The sequence below is a fragment of the Falsiroseomonas frigidaquae genome, from assembly GCF_012163145.1.
In the GTDB taxonomy this organism is placed as follows: domain Bacteria; phylum Pseudomonadota; class Alphaproteobacteria; order Acetobacterales; family Acetobacteraceae; genus Falsiroseomonas; species Falsiroseomonas frigidaquae.
This window is the reverse complement of the sequence record NZ_JAAVTX010000002.1, coordinates 476,351-493,803: the sequence shown is the minus strand read 5'-3', so window position 1 is coordinate 493,803 and position 17,453 is coordinate 476,351. Positions and strand designations below refer to the sequence as shown.

Below are 17,453 nucleotides of genomic sequence, written 5' to 3'. Positions count from 1 at the left end.
GGCCGAGCCAGCCGGGGGCAACAAGCTCAGTTCTCGTCGTCCGGAATGTTGAGCTGGATGCCGCAGGCCTTGCAGTGCACCGCATCCGTATCGTGCCGGCCGAGGCCGCAGCTCGGGCAGCGGAAGCGCACCTTCAGCGGCCGGAACAGCGCCTGCGCCAGGCGCAGGAACAGGGTTACGCCGCACAGCATGATGATCACGGTCAGCAGCCGGCCCCAGGTGCCGTCCAGCGTGATGTCGCCGAAGCCGGTCGTGGTGAGGGCCGCCACGGTGAAATACAGCGCATCCGCCCAGTTAGCGATCTCCGGATTGCGGGCGTACTGCGTGGCGTGGACGATGCCGGTCATCACCGCGATGAAGACCAGCAGGTCCGCGGCGGCGATCGGGGCCTCCGGATTGGCGCGGAACAGCGGCAGGTCGCGCCGCAGCTGCGCCACCAGCCGGGCGGAGCGCAGCAGCCGCAGCGTCCGCAGGCTGCGCAGGAAGCCCCAGCCCGGGGCGAAGGGGGCCAGCAGGAAGGCCAGGACCGCGATGATGTCGGCGATGCCGGCGGGGTGCGTCGCCTCCCGCCACGGCCGCGGGCTGGCCGCCAGCCGCAGCACCAGCTCCGCACCGAGCACCAGGCCGAAGCCGAAATCCACCAGCCGCAGCGCCGGGCCTTGCGGCAGGAAGGATTCGCCGATGACCCAGGCCAGCGCCAGCAGGTCCAGCGCCAGCAGCCCATAGCCGCCACCGAGGCCGAACCGCCCGGCGAACCGGTCGAACGGGCCGATCTCGGCGGACATGTCTAGCGGGTCGGCTTGGGGGGGGTGGCGGAATAATCGTAGAAGCCGCGGCCCGATTTGCGGCCGAGCCAGCCGGCCTCGACATATTTGGCCAGCAGCGGGCTCGGCCGGTATTTCGGGTCGCCCATGCCTTCCTGCAGCACGCGCAGCACGGCGAGGCAGGTGTCCAGGCCGATGTAGTCCGCCAGTTCCAGCGGCCCCATCGGGTGGTTGCAGCCCAGCTTCATGCCGGCATCGATGGAGGCGACATCGCCCACCCCCTCATGCAGCGCGAAGCAGGCTTCGTTGATCATCGGCAGCAGGATGCGGTTGACGATGAAGGCCGGGTAGTCGGCGGCATAGGCCACCGTCTTGCCCATGCGCTCCGCCAGTGCCGCCACGGCCTGCACCGTGGCGTCATCCGTCGCGAGGCCGCGGATCACCTCGACCAGCTTCATCAGCGGCACGGGGTTGAAGAAATGCATGCCGACGAAGGCGCCCGGCCGGTCCGTCGCCGCCGCCAGCCGCGTGATCGGGATGGAGGAGGTGTTCGACGCCACCAGCGCGCCCGCCTTCAGATGCGGCGTCAGCGTCGCGAAGATCTTGTGCTTGATGTCCTCGCGCTCGGTCGCGGCCTCGATCACCAGGTCGCAATCGCCGAAGGCGGCGTAGTCCGTGCTGGTGGAGATGCGGGCGAGCGCCGCGTCACGGTCCGCCTGGGACAGCGTGCCCTTGGAGACCTGGCGGTCCATGTTCTTCGCCAGCGTCGCCATGCCCTTGTCGAGCGCCGCCTGGGCGACGTCCAGCAGCACCACCTCCAGCCCGGACTGGGCCGCGACATGGGCGATGCCATTGCCCATCTGGCCGGCGCCGATGACGCCGAGTTTCTGGATCTGCGTCATCATCGTCTCCGCCTAAGCGCCCTCTCCCCCCGACGGGGGGAGAGGGATGGGGTGAGGGGGGCCGCCCAGGTCGGGGAGAGCGAGTAACCCCGCTCGGATTCATTCATGGTCGGTGGCGCGGGCGGCAGGCCCCCCACCCAACCCTCCTCCCCAAGCGGGGGGAGGGCTTTGGCTACTTCTTGTCCAGCGCCGCTTCCAGCTCCGGGATCACCTTGAAGACGTCGCCGACCAGGCCGTAATCGGCCACCTGGAAGATCGGCGCCTCCTCGTCCTTGTTGATCGCGACGATCACCTTGCTGTCCTTCATGCCGGCCAGGTGCTGGATCGCGCCCGAGATGCCGAAGGCCATGTAGAGTTCCGGCGCGACGATCTTGCCGGTCTGGCCGACCTGCATGTCGTTCGGCGCGTAGCCCGCATCGACCGCGGCGCGGGAGGCACCGATGGCGGCGCCCAGCCGGTCCGCGATGCCGTCCAGGATCTTGAAGTTGTCGGACGAGCCCATGGCGCGGCCGCCGGAGATCACCACCCGGGCGGCGGTCAGTTCCGGCCGCTCGAGCTTCACAAGCTCGGCGCCGACGAAGCTGGAAACGCCCGGATCCTCCGCCGCGGCGGCGGTCTCGATGGCGGCGCTGCCACCTGCGGCGGCGACCGGGTCGAAGCTGGCGGCGCGCACCGTCAGCACCTTCTTCGCATCGGCCGTCTTCACCGTGGCCAGCGCATTGCCGGCATAGATGAAGCGGCGGAAGGTGTCGGGACCCTCCACGCCGGCGACGTCGGAGATGATCTGCACGTCCAGCAGGGCGGCGACGCGCGGCATCACGTTCTTGCCGGCGGCGCTGCCGGGGGCCAGCAGGTGGTCATAGGACGGGGCGAGGGAGACCAGCAGGGCCGCGACCGGCTCCGCCAGCCCCTGCGCGGTGGCGCCACCATCGGCCACCAGCACCTTGGCCACGCCGGGAAGCTGCGCGGCGGCGGCGGCGTCGGACTGCGCCAGCACCAGCACATGCACGTCGCCGCCCAGCTGCTGCGCCGCGGCAACCGCGCTGCGGGTCGGGGTGGAGACGGTTTCGCCGCGATCGGCGAGAACGAGCACGGCCATGGTCAGATCACCTTCGCTTCGTTGCGCAGCTTGTCCACCAGCTCGGCGACGCTGCCGACCTTCACGCCCGCCTGGCGCTTCGGCGGTTCCTCCACCTTCAGCACGGTCAGGCGCGGCGCGGCATCGACGCCGAGATCGGCCGGCTTCACCGTCTCGATCGGCTTTTTCCGAGCTTTCATGATGTTCGGCAGGGAGGCGTAGCGCGGCTCGTTCAGCCGCAGGTCCGCGGTCACGATGGCCGGCAGCTTGAGGGAGACGGTCTCAAGCCCGCCATCGACCTCGCGGGTCACCTTCGCCGCGCCATCCGCGATCTCGACCTTGCTGGCAAAAGTGCCCTGGCCCCAGCCCATCAGCGCCGCCAGCATCTGGCCGGTGGCGTTCATGTCGTCATCGATGGCCTGCTTGCCCATGATGACGAGTTCCGGCGATTCCTTGGCGATCAGCGCCTTCAGGATCTTGGCCACCGCGAGCGGCTCGACCACGCCATCGACCTCGACCAGGATGCCGCGATCGGCGCCCATGGCGAGCGCGGTACGGATCTGTTCCTGCGCCGCGGTCGGGCCGACGGAGACGGCGATGATCTCGGTGGCGGCGCCCTTTTCCTTCAGGCGCACGGCTTCCTCGACCGCGATCTCATCGAACGGGTTCATGGACATCTTGACGTTGGCCGTCTCGACGCCCGTGCCATCCGCCTTCACGCGGACCTTCACGTTGTAGTCCACCACCCGCTTCACGGGGACGAGGATTTTCATGATTTGCCGGGTCCCTGGTCGTCGCGCGGCGCAGAAACCAGGCGCCGGGCGTATTTCGCACATGCAAAAACGGCCCGGACCATAGGGCGGGGCTTCGGTGTGGGCAAGGCAGGCCCGGGTAAAGCAGACCCGGGTAATGCAGGCTCGGGCGAAGCAGGCCCGGGTAATGCAGGCTCGGGCGAAGCAGGCATCAGCCGCGCGTGGCGAGGATGAGGATCAGGAACAGCACCAGCGTGACGCCCTGCAGCGCCACGCGCCAGCGCATCAACCGGTTGGAACGGGCGCCACCGGCGGCCTCGTTGCGCGCCAGGCCGAGCATGCCTGCGAACATCACGCCGAGCGTGGCGAACATGGAAAGGCCCACCAGGACCGTCAGGAAGGTCGTCATCGGGCCAAGATGGCACGTCCCGCCGCCCCGGCAAGGCGGGAAGCGTCGCTACCTGCGCGCGCCCGCCATTACCTGCGCGCGCCCGCGATGGCGAAGGCGCCGATCGCCACGGCGACGACGCACATCAGGAAGCCGGCGGAATAGCCGCCGGTCAGGGCGATCAGCCCGGAAAAGGCCGGGGGCGCCACCAGCATGGTCATGCCGAAGGCGAAGGACAGCGCGGCGGTTGCACCGCCGACCTGGCCGGGCGGCGCCAGGCGGGCGGCCTCGGCCAGCATCACGCCGTTCCAGCCCACCGCGGTGGCGCCCATCACCACCCCGGCCGCGGCCACCAGGAAGCCCGGCCAGCCCGGCCCGGCCAGCGCCAGCGCCAGCCCGGCGAGCGCCGCGCCGCCGCCGCAGGCCGCCAGCACGCGGGATGCGCCCAGCCGGTCCGCCAGCAGCGCCCAGCCGACGCGCCCGACCACGCCGGCCGCCTGCGCCAGCGCCAGTCGCAGCCCGGCCTCGGCCAGGGGGGTCCCCAGGCTGGCCACCTGGAACGCCACGAAGAAGGTGGAGAAGCAGAATTGCGCGATGCCGTAGCCGCAGGCCATCACCGTCAGCCGCGCCAGTTCCCCATTGGTCCGCAGCAGGCCGACATTGGCCGCCGATTCGCGCAGCACCGCCAGCAGCCCGGCGCTGGCCCCGGGACGGTCCCGCCCGCCATCCAGCCCGGCCCGCAGCGGCTGGATGCCGAGCGCGACCAGGAAGGCGATGCCCGCCATGCACAGGATGCTGATGCGCCAGCCGGCGACCAGCGCGATGGCCGGCGCCAGGGCGGCGACGATCATGGCGCCCAGCGGCACCCCGGCCTGCTTCACGCTGAACACCAGCGCTCGCCGCCGGGCCGGGGTATGCGCCGCGATCAGATGGCTGCCGCCCGGCGTCACCGGCCCATGTCCCATCCCGGCCAGGACGGCGGAGGCGGCCAGCGCCAGCGGATGCCCCAGCGCCGCCAGCGCGATGCCGCAGCCGAGCACCACCATCGAAACCTGCAACATCCGCACGCCACCCCAGCGACGGATCAGCGGCCCGGTCAGCGGCCCGGTCACCAGCGCGCCGGCATAGACCAGCGCGGTGTGCAGCCCGGCCAGGCTGGCCGGCACGCCGGTTTCGGCGGCCATGGCCGGCGCCAGCACCGGCACCGTCAGGAAGGCGCCCATGCCGGCCAGATGCGCCGCCATCAGGGCCAGCATGATCACGGGCAGCGGGGGGGCGGGGGAGGTCACCGGTGCATCCTCAACCGGCCTGCGCTGCACCGCAACATGCCGGCGGGCATTCTTCCTGTTCCGAGCCTCCGGCTTCCTGTTCCAGGCCCCCGGCCCGGATGCGCCCGCACTCCAGGGTTGACCCGCCCGGCATGAGCAGGTTCATCCCCGGCATGCGCGCAATCCTTCATCTACTTCCGATCCTGGCGCTGCTGCTCGGCGGCCCGGTCCTTGGCCAGACCGCCGCCCCGGCCGCTCCCGCAGCCGCACCATCCGCAGCGCCTGCGGGCGGCAATGCGGAGCTGGAGCGGCTGCTGGCGACGCTGCGGAATGATGCTGCGCGCGCCGAATTGATGCGGAACCTGGAGGCGCTGGTCGCCGCCCAGCGCAGCGCGCCCCCTGGCACGGCGTCCTCTGGCACGGCGTCCTCTGGCACGGCGTCCTCTGGCACGGCGTCCTCTGGCACGGCGTCCCCCGGCACCGCGCCCGCCGCTGCTCCGGGCAGCACCCCCGCCGCCAGCGGCGCCCCGGCGCCGGGGGCTGCCACGCCCGCCACGCCGCCGGCGGCCGAGCCGGCGCTGCTCGCCCCCAACACGCTGGGCGCGCAGCTGCTGATGGGCGCCTCGCAGCGCCTGCAGGGCATCTCGGAAAGCCTGGTGGCGGCGGCGGAGGCGGCGACGGACCTGCCATCGGTGGCGCGCTGGGCCTCGGATTTCGCGCGCGACCCGGTGACGCAGACCCGCGTCATCGACGCCGCCTGGAAGCTGGCGCTGCTGTTCGGCGCCGGCCTGCTGGCGGAAATGCTGGTCCGCCGCCTGCTGCGGCGATTCTCCGACCGGCTGGACCGCATGGCGCCGCACAATGGCGATGCCTGGACGCGGATGCGCCGCGTGCCGCTGGTGCTGGCCCGCTTCCTGCTGGACCTGGTGCCGCTGGCCGCCTTCGCCGTCATCTCCTACGGCATGATCGGCGCGGTGCGCCCGCTGCCGACGACGGAACTGGTGCTGCTGACCGCCAACAATGCCTACATCGTGCTGCGCGCGGTGATGGCGCTGTCGCGGATGATCTTCTCCCCGGCGTCGAGCCATCTGCGCCTGGTGCCCTGCCACGACGAGACGGCGGCCTATGTCACCATCTGGGTGCGCCGCATCGTGGCCGTGGCGATCTTCGGCTATGCGGTGGCGGAGGCGGGGCTGCTGTTCGGCCTGCCCTGGGCGGCCTATGACGGCATCCTGCGGCTGACCGCGCTGGTCGTTTCCCTGCTGCTGGTCATCGTCATCCTGCAGAATCGCGGCGCCATGGCGGACCTGCTGCGCGCGCCGGACCTCAAGCCCGGCGACCAGCCGGACCGCATGCGGCGCATGCTGCGGACGCTGCGCAACCGCGTCGCGGACATCTGGCACCTGCTGGCCATCCTGTGGCTGATGGCGCTGTGGGGCGTCTGGGCGCTGGAGGTGCGGGATGGCTTCGAACGCCTGCTGCGCGTTTCCCTCGCCACGCTGCTGATCATCGGCCTGGCCAAGCTGGTGGATGAGCTGCTGCGGCGGGCGATCAACCGCGGCTTCGGCATCGGCCACGAACTCGCCCGGCGCTATCCGGGGCTGGAGGCGCGGGCCAATCGCTACGTGCCGGTGCTGAAGGGCATCGTCAGCGGCATCATCATGGTCGTCACCCTGCTGTTCCTTCTGGAAGCCTGGGGGGTTGCCGCCTTCGCCTGGTTCAGCCGCGGCCAGCTCGGCGCCCGGCTGCTCGGCTCGCTGGTCTCCATCGGGCTGACCGTGATCGTCGCGATCACGGTGTGGGAAGTGGCGAATGCCGCCATCCAGCGCTACCTGGTCCGCCTGTCGCGGGATGCCCAGGCGGCGCGTTCCGCCCGGGTGCGGACGCTTATGCCGATGCTGCGCACCCTGCTGTCCGGCACCATCCTGGTCTTCGTCGCGCTCAACGTGCTGACCGAGATCGGCATCAACGTCGCACCCCTGATCGCCGGTGCCGGCGTCATCGGCCTGGCCATCGGCTTTGGGTCGCAGACCCTGGTTCGGGACGTCATCACCGGCATCTTCCTGCTGTTCGAGGATGCGGTGGCGGTGGGCGACGTGGTTTCCGTCGGCGGGCTGGCGGGCGTGGTGGAGCAGCTTTCCATCCGCTCCATCAAGCTGCGCGCGCAGGACGGCTCCATCCACATCATCCCGTTCAGCGCCGTGACCACCGTGACCAACATGACCCGCGACTTCTCCTTCGCCGTGCTCGATGTCAGCGTCGGCTATGGCGAGGACACGGACCGGGTGGTGGAGGTGATGCGGGAGGTGGCGGCCGATATCCGCGCCGACCCGAAGTTCAACCCGATCGTCCGCGACGAGCTGGAAGTGCTGGGTGTCGAGCGGCTGGCCGATTCCGGCGTGCTGATCCGCGCCCGCATCAAGGGCGAGCCGATGGCGCGCTGGAGCATCGGGCGCGAGTTCAACCGCCGCATCAAGCAGCGCTTCGACCAGCTCGGCATCGAGATCCCGTACCCGCACCAGAAGCTGATCATCGACCGCCAGCAGGGCCGCCACCCGACAGAGGACTTCCCGGACGCGCCGGAAGCCGCTAAGACCTAGGCGTGACGATTTTCCGGATCCTTACGGGCCGAATTACCGGCCCGGCCGCCTGACCCCGATCCCCCTCATGGGGGGATGGGCGCATGTGCGGCCGGGTGCCTTTTCGGTTCTTCGCCACCCGATCCGGAGCTTCCCCATATGTCCTTCTACGATCCCGAGCCGCTCTGCGCGGCGCGTTTCACCGTCACCGCGGATGCCGCGCCCGGCCTGCTGCCGCGCATCCTGGAGCCTTTCGCCAAGCGCGACCTGATCCCCGACCTGGTGCGCGCCTCGCGGGATGGCGATGCGATCCGCGCCGAAGTCGCCCTGCACGCCATGCCGCTGTGCATGGTGCATCTGGTGGCGGGCAATCTCGGGCAGATCATCGGCGTGCGGCGGGTGGAGGCGATGGAGGGCCGCGTGGTCCATCCGGTGCTGGACCTCGCCACGGCGGCGTGACCGACTAGGCGGATTGAACCCGGGGGGCGGCGAAACGATATGAGGGGTATCATGCAATACCTCCTCGCCATCCTCCTCCCGCCGCTCGCCATCCTCTTCGCCGGCAAGCCGTTCCAGGCCGTGTTCAACGGGCTGCTTTGGATCGGCGGGCTGGCCTTCATCCTGCTGCCCTTCGTCGCCGGGCAGGCGGCCTGGGGCATCGCGGTGATCTGGGCGCTCGCCGTGGTGCATGGCCGCCGCAACGAGGCGCGCGACCGGCAATTGGTGGAGGACGCGCTGCGCCGGCGGGGCTAAGTGACCGTTGAGAATGCGGGCGGCTGAGGATCCGCAGGGGATTTTTCGTCCCTGGAAGGCGCCAGATGCCGCCGATGCTGATTACATCGGCAAGTTCGGCAACGCTCCAGGGGCAAAGACCCGCGGAGCCGACCCGCAGGCGTTTTCAAACAGTCACTCAGCCCCAAGCACCCGCCGCGCCTCCGCCGCATCCGCCGCGATTGCCGCCTTCAGTTCCTCCAGCCCGGTGAAGGTGGCGTCAGGCCTCAGGAAGCGCACCAGGCGCACGCCGATCTCCTGGTCGTACAGGTCGCCGGCGAAGTCGAAGATGTGGGTTTCCAGCCGCGTCACCGGGTCCCCGCCCAGCGTCGGGCGGCGGCCGACATTGGCGACGCCATCGGCCACCCGTCCATCCGGCAGTGCCACGCGCACCGCATAGACCCCGCGCGCCGGCTCCAGATGCCGGCCGAGCAGGATATTGGCGGTGGGCCAGCCGAGTTCCCGCCCCAGCTTGTCGCCGTGGAACACCGTGCCACGCACTTCCCAGTCCCGCCCGAGCTCCGCGGCGGCACGGTCCGGGTAGCCATCCTGCAGGGCCCGCCGGATACGGGTGGAGGAGATCGGCCCCCCCTCATCCACCACCGGCGGTACCACCGTCAGGCCGATGCCACGCGCCTCGCATTGCTGTGCCAGGAAGGCCACGTCGCCGCCGCGGCGGTGGCCGAAGGCGAAGTCGGCGCCACAGGCCAGATGCCTGGCGCCGATCGCCTGGTGCAGCACCTGTTCCACGAAGGCCTCGGCCGGCATCGCCGCCAGCCGGGCATCGAAAGGCAGCGCGAATACCGTGCGCACGCCCTGGGCCGCCAGCGCCTGCGCCTTGGCCGGCAGCAGGGTCAGGCGGAAGGGCGGGTCCTCCGGCCGAAAATGCTCGCGCGGATGCGGCTCGAAGGTCAGCGCGGCCAGCGTCAGCTCCGGCCGGGCCGCATGGGCGGCGCGCAGCACCGCCGCATGGCCCAGATGCACGCCGTCGAAATTGCCCAGCGCGACGGTGGCGCCGCGGGCCGCCTCCGGCACCGCGTGCCAGTCCGCGTGAATTTCGGGCATCACGCCTGGTCGGGCCGCAGCCAGGGCTGGGTGCCTGGGGGCGGGGCGAAGGCGGCGAGCTTGTCCAGCGCCTCCGCCACCGTCGCGGCCCGCATGGCGAGCGGCCGCTGCGCCTCCCGCACGAAGCCTTCCTTCTGCATGAAGTCCAGCACATCCAGGAAGGGGGTCCAGAAGCCGGCGACATCGAGGAACACCACGCCCTTGGCCTGGATGCCGAGCTGTGCCCAGGTCAGCGCCTCCACCGCCTCCTCCAGCGTGCCGAAGCCGCCCGGCAGCACGATGAAGCCGTCCGACAGCTCCGCCATCTTCGCCTTGCGCTCATGCATCGTGTCGACGACATGCATCTCGACGCCGCCGCCATGGCCGACCTCGCGCTTCAGCAGGCCGTGCGGGATCACGCCGATCACCTCGGCCCCGGCGGTCAGGGCCGCGTCCGCGGCGATGCCCATCAGCCCGACGGCGCCGCCGCCATAGACCAGGCCGAGGCCGCGCCGTGCGACCTCTCGCCCCAATTCCCGCGCGGCTTCCGCATAATCGTCCCGGGCGCCGGTCATGGAGCCGCAGAATACGCACACCCGCTTCGGTCTGGTCACGAAATGGCCCTCATGCTGCGCCGCCGCATGGTGGCGTTAGCCGGGGCGGGTCGGATCGACAAGGCCGGGGCGGTTTGCGAGAACCGCCCGGCCCAATAGCAGATGGATCTTGCAATGCCCGCCACCACCCTCGGCACTTCGGAGCAGCTTCTGGCGGAACTCCGCCAATGGGTGGAGCAGGAGACGCCGACCACCGATCCGCGGGCGGTGAACACGCTGATCGACCGCTGCGAGGCCGAGCTGCGGGCGGTTGGTGGCGAGATCACCCGCATCCCGGGCCGGGACGGCTTCGGTGATACGCTGGTCTGCCGCACCCCGGCCGCCGCGGGCAGCAACCTGGCGCCGGTGATGGTCTCCGGCCATCTCGACACGGTGTGGGACCATGGCACGCTGGCCGGCCCGATGCCGTTCCGGGTGGAGGGCGACAAGGCCTATGGCCCGGGCATCTACGACATGAAGGCGGGCTCCTTCATGGCCTTCCACAGCGTGCGGGAAATCCTGCGCCAGAAGATCCCGACGAAGCGGCCGATCGTGCTGCTGCTGACGCCGGATGAGGAAGTCGGCAGCCCGACCAGCCGCGACATCATCGAGGATACCGCGCGTGGCGCGCGGGCCGTGCTGATCCCGGAACCGGCCGGCGCCGGCGGTGCCTGCGTCACCGCGCGCAAGGGCGTCGGCCGCTTCGTCATCAAGGTGCGCGGCGTCTCGGCGCATGCCGGCGGCAACTGGTCCGAGGGCCGCAGCGCCGTCGTTGCCCTGTCCCGCCTGGTGCTGAAGATCCATGAGCTGACGGATCTGGCGGCCGGCATCACCACCAATGTCGCCCCCGTCTTCGGCGGCACCCGCCCCAATGTCATCCCGCCCGAGGCCGGGGCGGAGGTCGATCTGCGCGTGCCGACCATCGCCGAGGGCGAGCGGCTGGAGAAGCTGATCCTGGGCCTGGCCGGCGAGCAGGACGGCATCCGCATCGAGATCACCGGCGGCATGAACCGCCCTCCCTTTGCGGAGAATGGCGAGATCGTCGCGCTGTATGAGCAGGCGAAGGCCCTGGCGGCGGCGGCGGGCTACACGCTGCCGAAGCAGCATCGCGGCGGCGGCTCGGATGGCAACTTCACGGCGGCGCTGGGCATCCCGACGCTGGATGGCCTCGGCTGTACCGGGGCGGGCGCCCATGCGCCGCATGAGCACATCGTCTGGACCGACCTCGCCGCCCGCTGCGCGACGCTGTGCGGGCTGCTGGAGGAGATCGACTGACCGGCTGCCCCACCATGCGGGCGGCCCGGTCCGGTGCGCCCGTTCCAGGTGGGCGGCGTTGCCGTCGCGGCCTGGATGCGAAATCCGCGGCCGGCCGCCAGCCGCCTGCCTCGTGGGGCAGGCGATGACCACCTTCCCCCTCTACGCCCTGGCGGCCCTGGCCGAGATCGCCGGCTGCTTCGCCGCCTGGGCGGTGTTGCGGGACGGGCGCAGCGCCTGGTGGCTGGTCCCGGGCCTGCTGTGCCTGGCCTTCTTCGCCTGGGCGCTGACGCGGATCGACACGCCCTTCGCCGGGCGCGCCTTCGCCGCCTATGGCGGGGTCTATATCGCCGCCTCGCTGGGCTGGATGTGGGCGGTGGAGGGCGCGCGGCCGGATCGCTTCGATCTGCTGGGTATGCTCCTATGTCTGGCGGGCGCCGGCTTCATCCTGCTGGCGCCACGCGGGTAAAGCATTTTCGGGCCTAGCGGCTGCGCAAGGCGGCCCGGAAATGCGCAAGAACAATAGGATGGAGACGTTGCACCGTCCTCCTTCCGGTGAAACGGCTCCAGGGGAACAGCCATGCCAAGAGCACTCATCGTCGGCGCCGGGCCGGGCTTTTCCGCCTCCCTCGCCAGGTTGCTGGCCCGCGAGGGCTATACCGTCGCGCTGGCGGCACGGGACACCGGCAAGCTGGCCGCCCTGGCCGCGGAAACCGGCGCCAGCCTGCATCGCTGCGACGCCAGCGACCCCGCCCAGGTCGCCGCCTTGTTTGGCCAGCCGGAGGCGGCGGAGGCGGAGGTGGTGTCCTACAACGCCTCCTTCCGCGTGCGCGGCCCGACGGTGGAACTGGCGCCGGAGGATGTGCGCCGCACGCTGGAGGTCTGCGCCTTCGGCGCCTTCCTGGTGGCGCAGCAGGCTGCCGCCCACATGCTGGCGCGTGGCAACGGGACCATCCTGCTGACCGGCGCCTCCGCCGGGGTGAAGGGCTATGCCCGCTCCGCCCCCTTCGCCATGGGGAAGTTCGCCCTGCGCGGCCTGGGCCAGGCGCTGGCGCGGGAGATGCATCCGCAGGGGGTGCATGTGGTCCATATCGTCGTGGATGGCGGCATCCGCAGCGAGCGGCGGCCGGAGACGGGGCAGGACACGCTGCTGGACCCTGATGCCATCGCCACCGCCGCACTGGCCGCCATCCGCCAGCCACGCAGCGCCTGGTCAGCCGAGATCGAGCTGCGGCCTTGGGTCGAGACCTTCTGAGGGGAAACGCCAGATGTACACTGATGCCCAGGGCAACGCCCTGACCGTCGCCTCCGCCGAGGCCGCCCGCGCCTTCGACCATGCGATCGAGGGCTTCCTGAAGTACCGCTTCGACGCCGGGCTGCGGCTGAAGGCTTTCATCACCGCCGATCCCTCGGCGCCGCTGGGGCAGGTGATGGCGGGCAGTTTTGCCATGCTGGCCTATGACCGGGGCCTGCTCGGCCGCGCCGCCGGGTCGCTCGCCAAGGCGCAGGCGCTGCCGGCCAATGCGCGGGAGAAGGCCCATATGGCCGCGCTCTCGGCCTGGATCGACGGCACGCCGGAGAAGGCGCTGTCGGTCTGGGAGCAGATCGTGGCGGAACACCCGCGCGACCTGCTCGCCTTCCGCCTGCACCATTTCTGCGCCTTCTGGATGGGCGCGCCGGAACGCATGGTGACGCTGGTGGAACAGGTGATGCCGGCCTGGTCCGATGAGACGGCGGGCTATGGCAGCGTGCTCGCCTGCCGCTGCTTCGCGCATGAGGAAACCGGCAGCTACACCATCGCCGAACATGCGGGCCGCGATGCGGTGGCGCTGGACCGCGGCGACCTATGGGCCGCGCATGGCGTGGCACATGTGCTGGAGATGCAGGGCCGCCGGGCCGAGGGCCTGGATTGGATCGCGGCGCTGGAGCCGAACTGGGATGGCGGCAACAACCTGATGCACCATCTGTGGTGGCACCAGGCGATGTTCATGGCGGAGCAGCGCGATTTCGACGGCGTGCTGCGGCTGTACGACACGCGCTTCCGCAACCGCGAATCCAAGGTCCACCTGGCGCAGCCGGATTTGTACATCGATGTGCAGAATGCGGCTTCGATGCTGTTCCGCCTGCAGCTGCGCGGCATCGCCGTGGGCGATCGGTGGGAGGAGTTGGCGGAGAAGGCGGAGGCCCGCATCGGCGACACGCTGTCGGCCTTCACCCAGCCGCACTGGATGATGGCGCTGGCCGCCAGCGGCAGGCGGGACGCGGCGGCGCGGATGCTGACGGCGCTGGAGGATGCGGCGCGCGGCAACACCCACCACGCCCGCATCCTGCGCGACGCCGCGCTGCCGGCGACGCGCGCCGTGGCATTGCATGCGGAAGGCCGGCACGACGAGGTCTGCGACATCCTGCGCCCGGCGCTGGGCGACCTGCATCGCCTCGGCGGCAGCCACGCGCAGCAGGATGTGCTGGAACAGATCTTTGTTGATTCCGCCATGAAGGCGGGGCGGCAGGCGGATGCGCGGCTTGCGCTGGAACGCGCCGCCGCGAAATCCCCGGTGCCGCCGGCGCGGCGCGTCGGTTTTGCCGAAGCCGCGCTGGCGGTCGCCTACTGAGGGGGGACCTACTGACCGGCCAGCGCGCGGGCGAAGACCGGCACGGCGTCGATCAGGTCCTGCGCGCGTACATATTCGCGCGGCGTATGCGCCATGGCGATGTCGCCCGGGCCGAGCACCACGCAGGGCGCCAGCACCTGCAATTCGCTGGCGTCGGTGCCATAGGGGGCGGTGCGTGGCGCGTGGTTGGTCAGCCGCGTGGCGCGGGCGACGAAGGGGTGGTCCGCCGGCAGCTCGGGCGGGAAACCCTCCATCTGCTCCGCCAGGTCGATGCCGGCATCGCGCGCCGCCTGGCGCACGGCCTGCAGGATGGGCTTCGGGTCCACCTTGGCGCTGTAGCGGAACTTGATCTGCGCCGTGGCCTTGGCGACCGTCACATTCATCGCCGTGCCGTGGTTGTCCAGGATCAGGTTGAAGTCGGAGAAGGGCGGGTCGTAATCCGCATCCTGCAAGGCGGGGTTGCTGCGAAGCTCGTCATGCACCGCGCGCATCGCCACCAGGAAGGGCAGCAGCTTCCAATTGGCGTTGGTGCCCTTGCCGGTGGAGGAATGTGCCTGCACCCCATGCGCCGTGGCGGTGAAGGCGATGTGGCTGCGATGGCCGCGCACCGGCACCAGGCTCGTCGGCTCCACCACGAAGATGCCTGCCAGGTTCAGTGACTTTGCCAATGCGCTGTCGCGGGCGATGCGGCGGGCGCCGGCCTTGGTGGTTTCCTCATCCGTCGTGATCAGCAGCGTCGCCCCGACATCCGCCGGCGCCCGCTGCGCGGCGATGATGGCCGCCGCCACCTGGCCCTTCATGTCCACGCTGCCGAGGCCGTGCAGCAGCCCCGCCTCATCCAGACGCGGCGCCCAGGGATCACTCTCCCATCCCGTGGCCGGCACCGTGTCCATATGGCCGGACAGCGCATAGCCGCCCCTCGGCCCCTTATGGGCGACCAGCACCCGCTTCGGCACGCCGTTGGCATCCGTGTAGTCCAGCCGCTCCACCTCGAATCCCGAAAGCTCCTGCTCGATGCGGTCGGCGACCGGCAGGTTGGAGAGGCTGGATCGGCTGTCGATCGCGATGAGGTCGGCTGCCAGGCGCAGCACAGGGTCGGAGAAGGTCATGCGCCGCAGGGTCGCTTGCCGAGGCCGGGCGGGCAAGGGAGGATGGGCGCATGACCCCGCAAAGCTACCTCGACCCCCGCAGCGGCCGGACCTGGCCGCTCGACACCCCCCGCTGGTGCGGCGACGACCAGGCACCGCTGCTGCTGACGCTGCGGCAGGGCCTGACCCGCGCCGAGATCGAAACCGGCACCCGCAGCATCTGGCGCTATGCCGCCGCCCTGCCTTGGATGCCCAAGGCCCCGATCAGCATGGGGGAGGGCTGCACGCCGCTGGTGGAACGCGTGCTGCCCGGCGGCACGGCGCTGCTGAAATGCGAATGGTTCATGCCGACCGGCAGCTTCAAGGACCGCGGCGCCAGCGTCATGCTGTCCCTGCTGCGCGACCAGGGCGTAACGAGCGTGCTGGAGGACAGCTCCGGCAATGGCGGCGCGGCGGTTTCCGCCTATGCCGCGGCCGGTGGCATGGCCGCCACCATCTTCGTCCCCGCCAGCACCAGCCCGGCCAAGACCGTGCAGTCCCGCGCGGCGGGCGCCGCCATCGAACTCATCCCCGGCTCCCGCCAGGACTGCGCCGATGCGGCGCTCGCGAAATCGGCGGAGATCTTCTACGCCAGCCACAACTGGCAGCCCTTCTTCCTGGAGGGCACCAAGACCCTGGCCTATGAGCTGTGGGAAGACCTCGGCTTCAAGGTGCCGGACAACGTCATCGTCCCCTGCGGCGCCGGGTCCAATGTGCTGGGCTGCTGGCTCGGCTTTTCTGAACTCTTGCGGGCGGGCCAGATCGCGAAGCTCCCGAAGATCTGGGCGGCGCAGCCGGCGAATTGCGGCCCCATCGCGCGCGCGGCCCTAGGCCTGCCGGCGGTGGAGGCGCAGCCGACCATCGCGGAGGGCACCGCCATCGCCCAGCCGATCCGCCTGCCGGAATGCCTCACGGCGCTGCGCGAATCGCATGGCGGCGCCGTGCTGCTGGAGGAGGCGGAGATCGCCGAGGCCGCGCTGGCCCTGGCCCGCACCGGCCTCTACGTGGAGCCCACCTGCGCCCAGGCCGCCGCCGCCTTCTCAAAGCTGCGCGCCGAGGGCCGGATCGCGGAGCGCGAGACCACGGTCGTGGTGCTGACCGGTACCGGCCTGAAGGCCACGCCGCGATTCGCGGAAATGCTGGGGGTCGCCATCTGATGTCGCTGGACCATCTGCCGACCCCCTGCCTGCTGCTCGACCTGGCCACGCTGAAGCGCAACATCGCGCGCATGGCGGCGGCGGTGGCCCGCCACCCCGGCGTGCAACTGCGGCCGCATATGAAGACCGCGAAATCGGCGGCGGTGGCGGAGCTGGCCGCGCCGGGCGGCGGCCCCATCACCGTCTCCACCCTGGCGGAGGCGCGCTACTTCGCGGCGCACGGCTTCCGCGACCAGATCTATGCCGTCGGCATCACCCCCTCGAAGCTGGATGCCGTCGCCGCCCTGAACGCGGAGGGCGCGGAGATTCGGATCATCACGGATGACCTGGAGACGGCGCAGGCCATCGCCGCCCATCCCGGCCGCCTGCCCACCCTGATCGAGGTGGATATCGGCGAGGGCCGCGCCGGCGTGGCGCCGGATGGCGAGGCGCTGCTGGCGATCGGCGCCGCGCTGGGGGCGAAGCTCGCCGGCGTGCTGTCCCATTCCGGCCATTCCTATGCCGGCCGCAGCGAGGCCGCGATGGCGGAGCTGGCGGAGATCGAGCGCGCGGGAATCGTGCTCGCGGCGACGCGGCTGCGCGAGGCGGGCCATGTGGTCAGCGTGGTTTCCGCCGGCGCCTCCCCCACCGCCATGTATGCGGCGCATCTCGACGGCGTCACCGAAATGCGGGCCGGCGTCTATATGATGGGCGACCTGCTGCAGGCGCAGCTCGGCGTGCATCCGCTGGAGGATATTGCCGTCACCGTGCTGACCAGCGTCACCGGCCGCTACCCCGCGCGCAATGCGGTGCTGGTGGATGCTGGGGCGCTCGCCTTGTCCAAGGACCGCAGTACGGAAGCCGCGCCGCGCGACTGGAAGTTCGGCCGCGTGCTGGATGCCGCCGGCCAGCCGAGCCTGGGCGACGCCATGGTGGTGCGGGTGCACCAGGAACATGGCGAGGTCCGCGCGGCGGAAGGCGGCACGCTGCCGATGGACCAGCTGCGTGTCGGCACCCGGCTGCGAGTGGCGCCCAACCATGTCTGCCTGACCGCCGCGGCGCATCCGCACTATCATGTGCTGGATGAATCCGGTCGCGTGGTGGCGGTGTGGGACCGGGTGAACTTCTGGTAGCCGTTGCGGAATGTGACATTTCTTGTTCGGCGCGGTGACATCTGGGATGCTG

General features: G+C 70.8%; 18 protein-coding genes. 9 read left to right on the top strand and 9 right to left on the bottom strand.

Annotation, left to right across the window (positions count from 1 at the left end; genetic code table 11):
• Window positions 1-26: 26 nt before the first annotated feature.
• The 6 genes from HB662_RS06795 to HB662_RS06770 form a co-directional block, all read right to left on the bottom strand.
• Window positions 27-785, bottom strand: coding sequence for a potassium channel family protein (locus tag HB662_RS06795; RefSeq protein WP_168048508.1), 759 nt, complete (start codon window positions 783-785; stop codon window positions 27-29).
• A gap of 2 nt (window positions 786-787) precedes the next feature.
• Entirely contained in the window at window positions 788-1,666 is an 879-nt protein-coding gene (locus HB662_RS06790; RefSeq protein ID WP_168049385.1) for a 3-hydroxybutyryl-CoA dehydrogenase, read from the bottom strand.
• A gap of 172 nt (window positions 1,667-1,838) precedes the next feature.
• Window positions 1,839-2,765: an electron transfer flavoprotein subunit alpha/FixB family protein gene (locus HB662_RS06785; protein ID WP_168048506.1), complete on the bottom strand. Its 927-nt coding sequence runs from the start codon at window positions 2,763-2,765 to the stop codon at window positions 1,839-1,841.
• A gap of 2 nt (window positions 2,766-2,767) precedes the next feature.
• Window positions 2,768-3,517, bottom strand: a complete 750-nt coding sequence (locus HB662_RS06780) for an electron transfer flavoprotein subunit beta/FixA family protein (protein ID WP_168048504.1) — start codon at window positions 3,515-3,517, stop codon at window positions 2,768-2,770.
• 190 nt (window positions 3,518-3,707) lie between these two features.
• A complete protein-coding gene (locus tag HB662_RS06775; protein WP_168048502.1) occupies window positions 3,708-3,905 on the bottom strand; it encodes a twin transmembrane helix small protein in 198 nt (65 codons plus the stop codon).
• A 68-nt stretch (window positions 3,906-3,973) separates the two neighbouring features.
• A complete protein-coding gene (locus HB662_RS06770; RefSeq protein ID WP_168048500.1) occupies window positions 3,974-5,173 on the bottom strand; it encodes an MFS transporter in 1,200 nt (399 codons plus the stop codon).
• 152 nt (window positions 5,174-5,325) lie between these two features.
• Between HB662_RS06770 and HB662_RS06765 the strand changes: the two genes are divergently transcribed.
• From HB662_RS06765 to HB662_RS06755, 3 genes are all read left to right on the top strand, one after another.
• Window positions 5,326-7,752: a mechanosensitive ion channel family protein gene (locus HB662_RS06765; protein WP_168048498.1), complete on the top strand. Its 2,427-nt coding sequence runs from the start codon at window positions 5,326-5,328 to the stop codon at window positions 7,750-7,752.
• A gap of 138 nt (window positions 7,753-7,890) precedes the next feature.
• Window positions 7,891-8,190: a hypothetical protein gene (locus HB662_RS06760; protein WP_168048496.1), complete on the top strand. Its 300-nt coding sequence runs from the start codon at window positions 7,891-7,893 to the stop codon at window positions 8,188-8,190.
• Window positions 8,191-8,241: 51 nt separating this feature from the next.
• Complete coding sequence (locus tag HB662_RS06755; protein ID WP_168048494.1) at window positions 8,242-8,484, top strand: YqaE/Pmp3 family membrane protein; 243 nt, start codon at window positions 8,242-8,244, stop codon at window positions 8,482-8,484.
• A gap of 153 nt (window positions 8,485-8,637) precedes the next feature.
• On the opposite strand, the gene HB662_RS06750 is transcribed toward HB662_RS06755, so the two are convergent.
• Both HB662_RS06750 and HB662_RS06745 read right to left on the bottom strand, forming a co-directional pair.
• Window positions 8,638-9,567, bottom strand: a complete 930-nt coding sequence (locus HB662_RS06750; protein ID WP_168048492.1) for a bifunctional riboflavin kinase/FAD synthetase — start codon at window positions 9,565-9,567, stop codon at window positions 8,638-8,640.
• Window positions 9,567-10,160 (bottom strand): LOG family protein, encoded by a 594-nt coding sequence (locus tag HB662_RS06745; protein WP_342449457.1) that lies wholly within the window; start codon window positions 10,158-10,160, stop codon window positions 9,567-9,569. Before HB662_RS06745 ends, HB662_RS06750 begins: the two co-directional genes overlap by 1 nt.
• A 114-nt stretch (window positions 10,161-10,274) precedes the next feature.
• Here HB662_RS06745 and HB662_RS06740 point away from each other — a divergent pair, with 114 nt between their 5' ends.
• The 4 genes from HB662_RS06740 to HB662_RS06725 all read left to right on the top strand — a co-directional run bounded on the left by HB662_RS06740 (window position 10,275) and on the right by HB662_RS06725 (window position 14,005).
• A complete protein-coding gene (locus HB662_RS06740; protein ID WP_168048490.1) occupies window positions 10,275-11,414 on the top strand; it encodes a M20 family metallopeptidase in 1,140 nt (379 codons plus the stop codon).
• 124 nt (window positions 11,415-11,538) lie between these two features.
• Window positions 11,539-11,862: a YnfA family protein gene (locus HB662_RS06735; RefSeq protein ID WP_168048487.1), complete on the top strand. Its 324-nt coding sequence runs from the start codon at window positions 11,539-11,541 to the stop codon at window positions 11,860-11,862.
• A gap of 111 nt (window positions 11,863-11,973) precedes the next feature.
• A complete protein-coding gene (locus HB662_RS06730; protein WP_168048485.1) occupies window positions 11,974-12,648 on the top strand; it encodes an SDR family NAD(P)-dependent oxidoreductase in 675 nt (224 codons plus the stop codon).
• Between the two features lie 13 nt (window positions 12,649-12,661).
• The gene (locus HB662_RS06725) at window positions 12,662-14,005 is read left to right on the top strand and encodes a tetratricopeptide repeat protein (protein ID WP_168048483.1); all 1,344 of its coding nucleotides are present in this window, start codon (window positions 12,662-12,664) and stop codon (window positions 14,003-14,005) included.
• A gap of 8 nt (window positions 14,006-14,013) precedes the next feature.
• Here the strand turns inward: HB662_RS06725 and HB662_RS06720 are convergent, their stop codons facing one another.
• Window positions 14,014-15,114: a M20/M25/M40 family metallo-hydrolase gene (locus tag HB662_RS06720; protein ID WP_168048481.1), complete on the bottom strand. Its 1,101-nt coding sequence runs from the start codon at window positions 15,112-15,114 to the stop codon at window positions 14,014-14,016.
• A gap of 50 nt (window positions 15,115-15,164) precedes the next feature.
• On the opposite strand from HB662_RS06720, the gene HB662_RS06715 reads away from it, so the two are divergent.
• Window positions 15,165-16,289 carry a pyridoxal-phosphate dependent enzyme gene (locus tag HB662_RS06715; protein ID WP_168048479.1) on the top strand — a complete coding sequence of 375 codons (1,125 nt, stop codon included), beginning with the start codon at window positions 15,165-15,167 and terminating at the stop codon, window positions 16,287-16,289.
• Entirely contained in the window at window positions 16,289-17,401 is a 1,113-nt protein-coding gene (locus tag HB662_RS06710; RefSeq protein WP_168048477.1) for an alanine racemase, read from the top strand. Before HB662_RS06715 ends, HB662_RS06710 begins: the two co-directional genes overlap by 1 nt.
• Window positions 17,402-17,453 lie beyond the last annotated feature (52 nt).

Excerpts from the sequence above, each read along its gene's own strand:
- HB662_RS06795 (WP_168048508.1), bottom strand. The coding sequence starts at position 785 with ATGTCCGCCGAGATCGGCCCGTTCGACCGGTTCGCCGGGCGGTTCGGC.
- HB662_RS06760 (WP_168048496.1), top strand. The coding sequence starts at position 7,891 with ATGTCCTTCTACGATCCCGAGCCGCTCTGCGCGGCGCGTTTCACCGTC.
- HB662_RS06735 (WP_168048487.1), top strand. The coding sequence starts at position 11,539 with ATGACCACCTTCCCCCTCTACGCCCTGGCGGCCCTGGCCGAGATCGCC.
- HB662_RS06715 (WP_168048479.1), top strand. The coding sequence starts at position 15,165 with ATGACCCCGCAAAGCTACCTCGACCCCCGCAGCGGCCGGACCTGGCCG.
- HB662_RS06730 (WP_168048485.1), top strand. The coding sequence starts at position 11,974 with ATGCCAAGAGCACTCATCGTCGGCGCCGGGCCGGGCTTTTCCGCCTCC.
- HB662_RS06765 (WP_168048498.1), top strand. The coding sequence starts at position 5,326 with ATGCGCGCAATCCTTCATCTACTTCCGATCCTGGCGCTGCTGCTCGGC.
- HB662_RS06720 (WP_168048481.1), bottom strand. The coding sequence starts at position 15,114 with ATGACCTTCTCCGACCCTGTGCTGCGCCTGGCAGCCGACCTCATCGCG.
- HB662_RS06785 (WP_168048506.1), bottom strand. The coding sequence starts at position 2,765 with ATGGCCGTGCTCGTTCTCGCCGATCGCGGCGAAACCGTCTCCACCCCG.
- HB662_RS06725 (WP_168048483.1), top strand. The coding sequence starts at position 12,662 with ATGTACACTGATGCCCAGGGCAACGCCCTGACCGTCGCCTCCGCCGAG.
- HB662_RS06710 (WP_168048477.1), top strand. The coding sequence starts at position 16,289 with ATGTCGCTGGACCATCTGCCGACCCCCTGCCTGCTGCTCGACCTGGCC.
- HB662_RS06775 (WP_168048502.1), bottom strand. The coding sequence starts at position 3,905 with ATGACGACCTTCCTGACGGTCCTGGTGGGCCTTTCCATGTTCGCCACG.
- HB662_RS06750 (WP_168048492.1), bottom strand. The coding sequence starts at position 9,567 with ATGCCCGAAATTCACGCGGACTGGCACGCGGTGCCGGAGGCGGCCCGC.
- HB662_RS06790 (WP_168049385.1), bottom strand. The coding sequence starts at position 1,666 with ATGACGCAGATCCAGAAACTCGGCGTCATCGGCGCCGGCCAGATGGGC.
- HB662_RS06755 (WP_168048494.1), top strand. The coding sequence starts at position 8,242 with ATGCAATACCTCCTCGCCATCCTCCTCCCGCCGCTCGCCATCCTCTTC.
- HB662_RS06780 (WP_168048504.1), bottom strand. The coding sequence starts at position 3,517 with ATGAAAATCCTCGTCCCCGTGAAGCGGGTGGTGGACTACAACGTGAAG.
- HB662_RS06740 (WP_168048490.1), top strand. The coding sequence starts at position 10,275 with ATGCCCGCCACCACCCTCGGCACTTCGGAGCAGCTTCTGGCGGAACTC.